Genomic DNA, 9,836 nt, shown 5'->3' on the forward strand with positions numbered 1-9,836 from the left:
GGCCTCCTGGCGGGTGCGGGGGACGGGGTACCCGGAGCGGGCTTGAGTAGCCGGTGGGCCCGCTCCGGGTGGACAGCCGCGCCGGGGTCAGCCCTGCGCGGCCTTCTGGGCCTGCTTGACCGCCTCCGCCCAGGCGTCGGAGCCCTTGAGCTGGCCGGACTCGACCTGGCGGAGGACGTTCTCGACGGCCACCCGGGTCGGGCCGGCCTTCTTGCCCTGGTACTGCGGCTGGAGCTTCGCGGCGGTGCCCCCGAAGATCTGGCCGACCGGGGCGTTGGAGAAGAACGGGTTGGTGAAGGTGGCCAGCGCCGGGTCGGAGTACAGCGCCGGCTGTGACGGGAGGTTGCCGACCTCCTTGAAGATCTCGATCTGCTGCTCCGGCTGGATCAGCCACTGCACCAGGTCGTACGCCTCCTTGGTGTGCTTGCCCTGCTTGGGGACGGTGAGGAAGGAGCCGCCCCAGTTGCCGCCGCCGCCGGGTACCGCGGCGATGTCCCACTTTCCGCTGGTACCGGGCGCGGTGTCCTTGATGTGGCCGAGCATCCACGCCGGACAGGCCAGCACCGCGAAGCTGCCGTTGACGAACCCCTGGTCCCAGCCGGTCTGGAAGCTGACCAGGTTGGCCGACAGGCCGGCGGCGATGGCCGCGGTGGCGGTGTCGAAGGCGACCTTCGGCCCGCCGTCCATCTGCAGCTTCTCGTCCGGGCTGAACAGGCCGACCGGTTGCTGGCTCAGGACGGGGTTGAAGATGTTGGTCGCGCTGTCGACGAACTTCTTGCCGGTCTTCGCGGTGTACTGCTGGCCGACCGTGATGAAGTCGGTCCACGTCGGCCACAGCTTGGAGACCTCGTCGCGGTTGGTCGGCAGCCCGGCGGCGGCGAACAGGTCGGTGCGGTAGCACATGGCCAGGCCGCCGACGTCGGTACCGAGGCCGAGCTGGGTCTTGCCGTCCGGCGACAGCGACAGCTTCCACTTCCAGGGCAGGTACCTGCTCTCGTACTGGCCGGCGCCGTGGTCGAGGAGGTTGACGAACTTGTCGGCTTGAGCGCGGAACGAGACGATGAAGCCCTCGTCGATCGCGGCGATGTCCGGGGCGCCGGAGCCGGCGATGAGCTTCTTCTGCAGGTCCTCGTGCTGGGCGTTGTACTCGCCGGAGTTGAGGACGATCCTGATGTTCGGGTGGGCGGCTTCGTACTTCGGCTTGAGCTGGGTCAGGCCGAAGTCGCCCCAGAAGTTGATTTTCAGCGTGATCTTGTCGTTGCCGCCACCGCCGCTGTTGCCGCTGCATGCGGCGAGAACAGCCGCGACCGTGCCGACGGCCACCGCCCGGAGCGCCCGGGACCAAAACCGTTTCATGCCATCCTCCGCGGGACGTGGAAACGGCTCAGCCGACGCAGGGTTCACCTCGTACTGAACCGGATAAGTGGCCTCACCGTAGAAGTGACAACGAAGGCTGTCAATGAGTCGTTAGGAGGCTGTTACCAGCGGAGGCGGCCGGGTCCCCGCCCGGACGGGAGCGTTCCCACGCGTGGGCCCCGCCGGTCCCCGCGTCCGGGCCGCTCCGGCCGTCGTCGTCCGGCCGCTCCGCCCGTCGCCGTCCGGCCGCTCCGCCAGTCGCCGTTCGGCCGCCACCCGGTACCGGTAGGCGCTCCTTGATCACGCATACTGAACCGCATAAGTCCGCCGACCCGAGGAGACCAGTGGTAAAGCGGCCGACCATCGCCGACATCGCCCGGGAGGCCGGCGTGTCGAAGGGAGCCGTCTCGTACGCGCTCAACGGCCAGCCGGGCGTGTCCGAGGCGACCCGGGAACGGATCATCGCGATCGCCCGGCGGATCGGCTGGAACCCCAACTCGGCCGCCCGCGCCCTGTCCGGCGCCAGTGCGGGCGCGGTCGGCCTGGCGCTGTGCCGGCCGGCGCGCATCCTCGGCGTCGAGCCGTTCTTCATGGAGCTGATCAGCGGCATCGAGGCCGAACTGTCGGCCCGCTCCTGCGGGCTCACCCTCCAGGTGGTCGCCGACCACGACGCCGAGATCGCCGTCTACCGCCGGTGGTGGGGCGAGCGGCGCGTCGACGGGGTGCTCGTGGTCGACCTGCACGTCGACGACCGGCGGGTGGACGTCCTGCGCGAACTCCAGCTGCCGGCGGTCGCCATCGCCGGCCCCGGCGACTTCGGCATCCCGTACGTGTGGATGGACGACGCGGCGGCCATCGAGGAGGTCGTCGAGTACCTGGTCGCGCTCGGCCACCGGCACATCGTCCGGGTCGGCGGCCTGCCGGACCTGCTGCACACCGCGGTCCGCACCCGGGCCTTCGCCGCCGTGTGTGAACGTCTCGGCGTGCAGCACGCGGTGACCGTACCGAGCGACTACACCGGCGAGGAGGGCAGTCGCGCGACCCGCCGGCTGCTCAGCTCGACGCCCCGGCCGACAGCGATCATCTACGACAACGACGTCATGGCGGTGGCGGGGCTCGCGGTGGCCCAGGAGATGGGCCTGTCGGTACCGGCCGACCTGTCCCTCGTGGCCTGGGACGACTCGCTGCTGTGCAGCCTGGTGCACCCGGCGCTGACCGCGGTGTCGCGTGACATCCCGGCGTACGGCACCACCGCGGCGCGGCAGTTGCTCACTGTGGTCACACACGGGTCGGCGGAGAACGTCCAGGCCGAGACCGGTCACCTCGTGCCGAGGGGCAGCACGGCCCCACCGCGCTGACTCCGGCTCCCGCGCTCCCGCTCCCGCCCCCGTGATCGTGGAGGATTTTCCGTGTGGGGACACGGAAAATCCTCCACGATCACGCAGATTGGCGGGGCGGTCGGCTAGGTTTGGAGACGGGAGCCGGTCATGGTCATTGTCGACGCGCTCGTCTTCCTCGCGGCACTCGGTGCGGCGGGCACCGCGGCGAGCGCGCGCATCGTCAAACAGTACGAGCGGGGCCTGGTTTTCCGGTTCGGCCGGATCCGGGAAGGCGTCCGCGGACCCGGACTCGCGCTCATCACGCCCGGTGTCGATCGGTTCCGCAAGGTCAACATGCAGATCGTGACGCTGCCGGTACCCGCCCAGGACGGCATCACCCGCGACAACGTCACGGTCAAGGTCGACGCGGTCGTGTACTTCAACGTGGTGGACCCGGTCCGGGCCGTCGTCAACGTGCAGGACTACCGCTTCGCGGTGCTCCAGGTCGCGCAGACGTCGCTGCGCTCGATCATCGGCAAGAGCGACCTGGACGACCTGCTGGCCAACCGGGAGCGGCTAAACCAGGGGCTGGAACTCATGATCGACAGCCCCGCACTGGACTGGGGCATCCACATCGACCGGGTGGAGATCAAGGACGTCTCGCTGCCGGAGTCGATGAAGCGGTCGATGTCGCGGCAGGCCGAGGCCGAACGCGAACGCCGCGCCCGCATCATCTCCGCCGACGGCGAACTCCAGGCGTCCCACAAGCTGGCGGAGGCGGCGGCCACCATGGCCGACACCCCCACGGCGTTGCAGTTGCGGCTGCTGGAGACGGTCGTGGAGGTGGCCGCCGAGAAGAACTCCACCCTCGTCCTGCCGTTCCCCGTGGAACTGCTGCGGTTCCTGGAGAAGCCCCACGGCGCGGCGACCGCGCCCGCCGCCCGGGAGACGGAGCCGCTCGGTACCGAGCCGGAGCGGCTCGAATCGCAGCGGGGACCGCTCGAATCGGATCGGGGGCTGCTCGGTAGCGGGTCCGGGTCGTTGGGTGACCTCGACGCCGTTCCGGCGCCGGGCCGGCACGCCGACGGCGACCGGGCCGCCTGACCGGGTGGTGTGACCGACCGTCCTCACCGGAGAGCCGCATACATCCGGCCGGTGCGGGCACCACCCCCCGATGACCGCGACGACCACCAGGAGGAGCCGGTGAGCACACCGGCACCGAGCTTCGACGGGCGGGTCGCGCTGGTGACCGGCGCGTCCGGCGGGATCGGCTCCGCCCTGGCCCGCCGGCTGGCCGGCAGCGGCGCCGACCTGTCCCTGACCTACACCAGCCACGCCGAGGACGCCGAGAGCCTCGCCGAGCAGGTACGCGCGACCGGCCGCCGGGTGACCGTACAGCACGCCGACCTCGCCCACCCGGACGCGCCGCACGCCGTGGTCCGCCGTACCGAGGAGCGGGTGGGCCCGGTCGACCTGCTGGTGACGGCTGCCGGGGTCGGTGTCCGCAGGACCTGGGAGGAGGTGGACCTCGACGGGTGGGAGCAGACCGTCGCGGTGAACCTGCGGGCACCGTTCTTCCTGGCCCAACAGGTGCTGCCCGGGATGATCGAGCGCGGGTACGGGCGGATCCTGTTCTTCTCGTCGGTCGCCGCGTTCACCGGCGGTGTCGTCGGGCCGCACTACGCGGCCAGCAAGGCCGGGCTGCACGGGTTGACGCACTTCCTGGCCTCCCGGGTGGCCGACAGCGGGGTGACGGTCAACGCGATCGCGCCGGCCCTCATCGCCGGTACCCGCATGCTGCCGGTCGGCCCGCACGACCCCGAGCGGTTGCCGCTGCCCATCCCGGTCGAGCGGCTCGGCACCACCGAGGAGGTCGCCGACCTCGCGCTGGCGATGCTGCGCAACGGCTACCTCACCAGCAAGGTGATCGGCCTGGACGGCGGGCTGTACCCGTACTGACCGCCGGGGACCTCGGTACGTCAGTACCGGAAGCGGGCCACCAGGTCCTGAAGTTGGCCGTTGAGCCGCGTCAGTTCGGTGGCGGCGCGCTCGGTCTCGGTGATGGCGTCGGTGGTCTCGGCGGCCGCGGACGCCACGTCCGTGATGGCGGTGGCGATGGTGCGGCTGCCGTTGGCCACCTCGGTCACGCTGTGGCTCATCTCGTTGGAGGTGGCCGCCCTCCGCCGCGTCACGGGGTTCGCGTGATCACGGAAACCTTTCCGGGTTCCGCGGCGGAAAGGTTTCCGTGATCACGGTCGGCCGGCGGTCCCGGTCAGCCGGCGGCGGTCCCGGTCAGCCGGCGTCGAAGTCGCCCCGCTTCACGCCGGCGACGAACGCGCTCCAGGCGGCGGGGGTGAGGACCAGAGCCGGACCGGCCGGGTTCTTGCTGTCGCGTACGGCCACGACGCCGGGCAGGTTGTCGGCGACCTCCACGCAGTCGCCGCCGTTGCCGCCGGAACGGCTGCTCTTGCGCCACCGGGCGCCCGAGATGTCGATCACGGAGTACTCCATTCCTCGCAGTGAGATCATCGGAACTCGGCACCGGGCTACCCGAACGCCGGCAGATCATGACTGATGGCGATACGCGGTAGCCGGTGCGCGGCGTGCGGTCGCCGACGTGCGCCGTGCGGCATCCGGCGCGCCCGGCGGTTACGTCGTGTACTCCCTGGCGATGGCGGCGATCAGCCCATGTGAACGGGGCTCGTCCAGACAGGCGTCGACCACGCTGCGCCAGACCTCCGCGTACGCGGCCACCTCGGCCGGTTTGTCGAGGTACAGCGCACCGGTGAGGTTGTCGCTGTACACCGTAGCCGGCTCACCGTCCCGACCGCCGGCACTCTCGGGAAACTCCAGGATCGTGAACGCGCCGCAGGACGACGCGCGGTGGAGGCCGGCGCTCAGCGGAAGCACCCGGACCGACACGTTCGGCCGCTGCGCCATGTCGACCAGGTGCTCCAGTTGGGCCGCCATGGCGTCCCGGTCCCGGATCGGCCGGCGCAGGGCCGCCTCGTTGAGCACCACGTCCAGCCGCGGCGCGGCCGGTACCCGGCGGGTGAGCAGTCCCTGCCGCTCCAGCCGTACGGCGACACTGCGGTCGAGCTCCTCCGGGGTGGTCTCCGGGCGGGCCACCTGGAACGTCTCCGTGGCGTACGCCTTGGTCTGGAGCAGGCCGGGGATCAGTTCGGACTCGTACTTGCGCAGCCGGCTGGCCGCGCTCTCGAGCCCGACGTACAGCTCGAACCAGGCCGGCACGGCGTCGCCGTAGGAGTGCCACCAGCCCCGGGCCCTGGTCTCCTTGGCCAGCCCCATCAGCGCCTCGGTGATGTCCGGCGCCACCCCGTACACCTGGCACATGTTCTTGACGTCCAGCGCCCGCATCGGGACGGCGCCCTTCTCGATGCGCCACAACCGGGGAGTGGACCACTCCAGCGCCTCCGCCGCGGCCCGCACCGTGATCTGCGCGTCTTCGCGTAGCTGTCGCAGGTAACGCCCCAATTGCCGGCGCGGCACTGTGGAACCGTGGTCGGTCGTCACCGGATTCCCTTCCGTTCGTAATCCTGCCTGGATTGCGTCCGTAATCGCCGGTAGCTTCGCCGCGTAATGGCGACCGTCGGATCATCGCGACTTTCGAACAGCGCGGCAACACGTTGCGCTCGTAACATTGCGCAGCCGGCGCCGCCGTCCCAGGATGGGCGGCACGGAGCGTGGCGGGCCCGCCGACGGGTATGTCGCGGGAGGGTGGCGGGCCCGATGGCGTACGGAGGGCGGGGCCGCCACGCTTCCCCGAGGGGAGCAAGGGGGGGCGCGTCATGGGCGCGGCGGATATCCACCTGCCGGTCCGTCCTACCTGGACCTGCGTGTGCTGCGGGAACGGCTGGCCGTGCGAGACCGGCCGCCGCCAGTTGCTGATCGAGTACGACGGCGCGACGGCCATGTTGGGGCTGGTGATGAGCACCCACTTCGTCCGGGCCGCCGAGGACCTGCCGGTCGTGCCGGCCGGTCAGCTGTACCACCGGTTCGTCGGGTGGATCCGCAGCCGGCCGCGGCGGCCGGTCAACCGGGGCCACTGGGCCTGGCCCGCCGACCCGGGGCGCTGGTTCCGGCTCGCCAACCGCGGTCACTGGAGCTGACGCCGGTCAGGTGGACGGCTGCCGCACAGCCTCCGGTACCGGCGGGTTGAGTGAGCCCAACCCTCGTCCGTGATCACGGAGAGTTTCGGTGGCATAGCACCCCGAACTCTCCGTATTCATGGAACGCTGGGTGTCATGGACCGCGATGTGCTCGCCGAGCGGGCCCGTGAACTCGCCGACTACCTGGCCACCAGCGCCGTCCGGGCGGTCGCGCTGACCATGGTCGACAACGCCGGCGTCACCCGGGTCAAGACCGTTCCCCGGCACCGGCTACCGGACGCCGCGGCGTGGGGGATCGGGATGTCGCCGGTGTTCGACGTGTTCTGCGTCGACGACTCCATCACGACGAGCCCGCACGTGGGCGGCCCCGTGGGCGACCTGCGGCTGCACCCCGACCTCGACCGGCTCACCGTCCTCGCCGCGCAGCCGGGCTGGGCCTGGGCGCCGGTCGACCGGTGGACCCAGGAGGGTGAACCGTACCCGGCCTGCCAGCGGATGTTCGCGCGGCGGATGGCGGACCGGCTGGCCGGCGCCGGGCTGCGGCCCAAGGCGGGGTTCGAGGTGGAGTGGTTCGTCGGCGCTCCCGTTCCCGAGGGGCGGGCGGTGCCGGCCACCACCGGACCGGCGTACGGGATGACCCGGGTCGTCGAGCTGTCCGACTACATCCGTGACCTGATGGACGCGCTGGACGCCCAGGACGTGCCGGTCGAGCAGTTCCACCCGGAGTACGCCGCGGGGCAGCTGGAACTGTCCGTCGCGCCGGCCGATCCGGTGGTCGCCGCCGATCTGGTGGTACTGCTGCGCCAGACGATCCGCGGGGTGGCCGCCCGGCACGGGCTGCGGGTGTCGTTCGCGCCCGCGGTCACCGCCGGCCAGGTGGGCAACGGGGCGCACCTGCACTTCTCGGCCGCGGGCAAGGAAGGGAACGTCTTCGCCGGTGGCGACGGCCCGTACGGGATGACCGCCGTCGGCGAGTCGATCCTGGCCGGCCTGCTCGACCGGCTGCCCGCACTGGTCGGCGTCACCGCGCCGAGCGTGGCGAGCTACCTGCGGCTGGTACCGCAGCGGTGGGCCGGCGCCTTCCAGTGCTGGGGCCGGGAGAACCGGGAGGCGGCGCTGCGGTTCGTGACCGGCGTGACCGGTGCGCGGGACACGGCCGCCAACGCCGAGCTCAAGTGCTGCGACGGCGCGGCCAACCCGTACCTGGTGGTCGGCGCGGTGTGCGCGGTGGCGGCCGCCGCCGCGGGGTTGCGGCTGCGGCTGCCCGAGGAGGTGACCGTCGATCCGGCGTCGCTGCCGGAGCCCGACCGGCCGCCCCGGCTGCCCGACTCGCTGCCGGCGGCGATCTCCGCCCTGGAGCGGGACACCGTGCTCGCCGACGCGATGGGGCCGGAGCTGTTCCAGGCGTTCCTGGCGGTCCGCCGCGCCGAGGTCGAGCTGTTCGCCGACCGAGAGCCCGAGGACGTCGTTGCCGCCACCCGCTGGGTGTACTGACCGGCCGTGCGTCAGACCGTGATCGGCAGCCATCCGACGAAGCGGTCGTGCAGGTCGCCGGCCGGGGCGGTGCGTAGGCACGGCCGGGGTGTCTTCGTGGCTGATTGGGGGCGCTCGAAGCGGTTCGCCAGGTGGGTGACCCACAAGGCGGCTAGGGGCGCGGTTCGACCGGCTTGGCCATCTGCATGCTGGTGGTGCGGAAGCCGAGGCTCTCGTACAGCCGGATCGCGGCCGTGTTGTCGCCGAACACGTTGAGCGCGAGGCGGGGTACCCCGCGCCGGGCCAGCTCGTCCTCGGCGGCCCGCATGGTCGCCCGGCCGTGACCGTTGCCGCGGTGCTCGGGGTCGACCGTGATCTCGTAGATCCAGGCCGTGTCGGGCCGATCCGGCGCGGGCAGGCTGATCCAGACCCACCCGACCGCCACGCCGTCGGCCACGGCCGTGAACAGCAGTGCCCCGTCGGTGTCCACGCCGTCCGGGAGCAGTTCGGCGCTCTGCCGCCGGGCCTCGGCGCGGGCCCGGTCCAGCGGCAGGTTCCGGGACCGGTGCAGGTCGAGGGCGTACTCCTCGATGAGCGTGCCGGTCCGCGCGGCGAGTTCGGCAGCGGTCATCGGGCGCAGTGTGAAGGTCACGTCGGTGCAGGGTACCGGCCCGGCCCCGGACCGGGCGGTCACGTCCGGGAGACGCCGGGCGGCGGTCACTCCGCGAGGCCGGCGGCGGCGAGCGCGCGCGCCGTACCCGCCCGTAGCCGGCCGTCGGCGCGGACCCGCCGGCTCAGCTCCAGGTGGACGAAGACCGTACCGGCCCGGGACGCGGTCCGGGCCTGGACGTTGCGGGTGCCTTCGAGGTACCCGCCGGGGGTGTCGCCGGACCGGCGGGTGGCCAGGCCGAGCGCCGCCAGGTGGTCGGCGACGTGGCCGGCGGCCCGGACGGCGGCCGGGGCGGGCGCCGGGGCGCCGGTGGAGACCACCGCGTCGACGTCGGGCAGGTTGCGGTCGGCGAACCCGTGCAGTTGCAGTTGCGGCAGGCGCCGGCGGGCCGCCTCGGCGGCCAGGGCGTGGAACAGGGAGCCGTCGTTGTGCGCGACGTCCGCCGCGCCGCCGCCGGCCCGGCGGTGCGCGCCCGCCATCACCAGGACCGCGCCGGGGGTGAGCGCGAACAGGCACGCGCCCATCCGCTCGGTACACAGGTCGGAGTGGGGGTGCGGTACCTCGACGACCAGGCCGGCCGGGGCGGACAGGTCCACCGCGACGACGCCCCACACGCCATCGCGGTACATCGCGTACCGGCGCCCGGTACCGGCGTCGACCTCGTCGGTGTACGCGAAACCCAGCCGGGCGAAGGCGGCCGCCGCCGCCAGCGGGTCGGGGCGGGCCCGCAGGACGTGACCGAGGGCGGACACTGCCAGCCGTCGCTCGCCGGGGCGCGGGTCACGGTACGGCTGACCCGGGTCGAGGCGCGCGGCGATGACGGCGAGGTGCTCCTCGAGACGCGCGCCGAAGGCGGCGAGGTGCTCCTCGGGACGCGCGTTCACGGCG

The 9,836-nt window shown here is 72.4% G+C and carries 10 protein-coding genes and 1 pseudogene; 5 read left to right on the top strand and 6 right to left on the bottom strand.

From position 1 onward, the window contains the following. Positions 1–87: 87 nt before the first annotated feature. Positions 88–1,356 (bottom strand): ABC transporter substrate-binding protein, encoded by a 1,269-nt coding sequence (locus tag ACNTMW_RS13030; RefSeq protein ID WP_426633757.1) that lies wholly within the window; start codon positions 1,354–1,356, stop codon positions 88–90. Positions 1,357–1,700: 344 nt separating this feature from the next. On the opposite strand from ACNTMW_RS13030, the gene ACNTMW_RS13035 reads away from it, so the two are divergent. The 3 genes and pseudogenes from ACNTMW_RS13035 (at position 1,701) to ACNTMW_RS13045 (ending at position 4,634) form a co-directional block, all read left to right on the top strand. Further along, a complete protein-coding gene (locus ACNTMW_RS13035; RefSeq protein WP_426633758.1) occupies positions 1,701–2,714 on the top strand; it encodes a LacI family DNA-binding transcriptional regulator in 1,014 nt (337 codons plus the stop codon). Between the two features lie 129 nt (positions 2,715–2,843). Beyond that, positions 2,844–3,605: pseudogene (locus ACNTMW_RS13040) on the top strand (slipin family protein); the annotation flags it as partial. 273 nt (positions 3,606–3,878) lie between these two features. Further along, positions 3,879–4,634, top strand: a complete 756-nt coding sequence (locus ACNTMW_RS13045) for an SDR family NAD(P)-dependent oxidoreductase (RefSeq protein ID WP_426633759.1) — start codon at positions 3,879–3,881, stop codon at positions 4,632–4,634. Between the two features lie 20 nt (positions 4,635–4,654). Here the strand turns inward: ACNTMW_RS13045 and ACNTMW_RS13050 are convergent, their stop codons facing one another. The 3 genes from ACNTMW_RS13050 to ACNTMW_RS13060 form a co-directional block, all read right to left on the bottom strand. Further along, positions 4,655–4,834, bottom strand: a complete 180-nt coding sequence (locus ACNTMW_RS13050) for a hypothetical protein (RefSeq protein WP_426633760.1) — start codon at positions 4,832–4,834, stop codon at positions 4,655–4,657. Positions 4,835–4,967: 133 nt separating this feature from the next. Then, a complete protein-coding gene (locus ACNTMW_RS13055; protein WP_426633999.1) occupies positions 4,968–5,171 on the bottom strand; it encodes a DUF397 domain-containing protein in 204 nt (67 codons plus the stop codon). 153 nt (positions 5,172–5,324) lie between these two features. After that, positions 5,325–6,209 carry a helix-turn-helix domain-containing protein gene (locus ACNTMW_RS13060; protein ID WP_426633761.1) on the bottom strand — a complete coding sequence of 295 codons (885 nt, stop codon included), beginning with the start codon at positions 6,207–6,209 and terminating at the stop codon, positions 5,325–5,327. 275 nt (positions 6,210–6,484) lie between these two features. On the opposite strand from ACNTMW_RS13060, the gene ACNTMW_RS13065 reads away from it, so the two are divergent. Both ACNTMW_RS13065 and ACNTMW_RS13070 read left to right on the top strand, forming a co-directional pair. Next, on the top strand, positions 6,485–6,805 hold the full coding sequence (locus ACNTMW_RS13065) for a hypothetical protein (RefSeq protein WP_426633763.1): 321 nt from the start codon (positions 6,485–6,487) through the stop codon (positions 6,803–6,805). A 135-nt stretch (positions 6,806–6,940) separates the two neighbouring features. Then, positions 6,941–8,299 carry a type I glutamate--ammonia ligase gene (locus ACNTMW_RS13070; RefSeq protein WP_426633764.1) on the top strand — a complete coding sequence of 453 codons (1,359 nt, stop codon included), beginning with the start codon at positions 6,941–6,943 and terminating at the stop codon, positions 8,297–8,299. A 151-nt stretch (positions 8,300–8,450) separates the two neighbouring features. Here ACNTMW_RS13070 and ACNTMW_RS13075 read toward each other — a convergent pair whose 3' ends face one another. Together ACNTMW_RS13075 and ACNTMW_RS13080 are read right to left on the bottom strand one after the other, a co-directional pair. Further along, on the bottom strand, positions 8,451–8,930 hold the full coding sequence (locus tag ACNTMW_RS13075; RefSeq protein ID WP_426633765.1) for a GNAT family N-acetyltransferase: 480 nt from the start codon (positions 8,928–8,930) through the stop codon (positions 8,451–8,453). A 65-nt stretch (positions 8,931–8,995) separates the two neighbouring features. Further along, a complete protein-coding gene (locus ACNTMW_RS13080; RefSeq protein WP_426633766.1) occupies positions 8,996–9,832 on the bottom strand; it encodes a hypothetical protein in 837 nt (278 codons plus the stop codon). Between the last annotated feature and the right edge of the window lie 4 nt (positions 9,833–9,836).

This window comes from Planosporangium spinosum, from assembly GCF_049999945.1.
GTDB classification, from domain to species: Bacteria; Actinomycetota; Actinomycetes; order Mycobacteriales; family Micromonosporaceae; genus Planosporangium; species Planosporangium spinosum.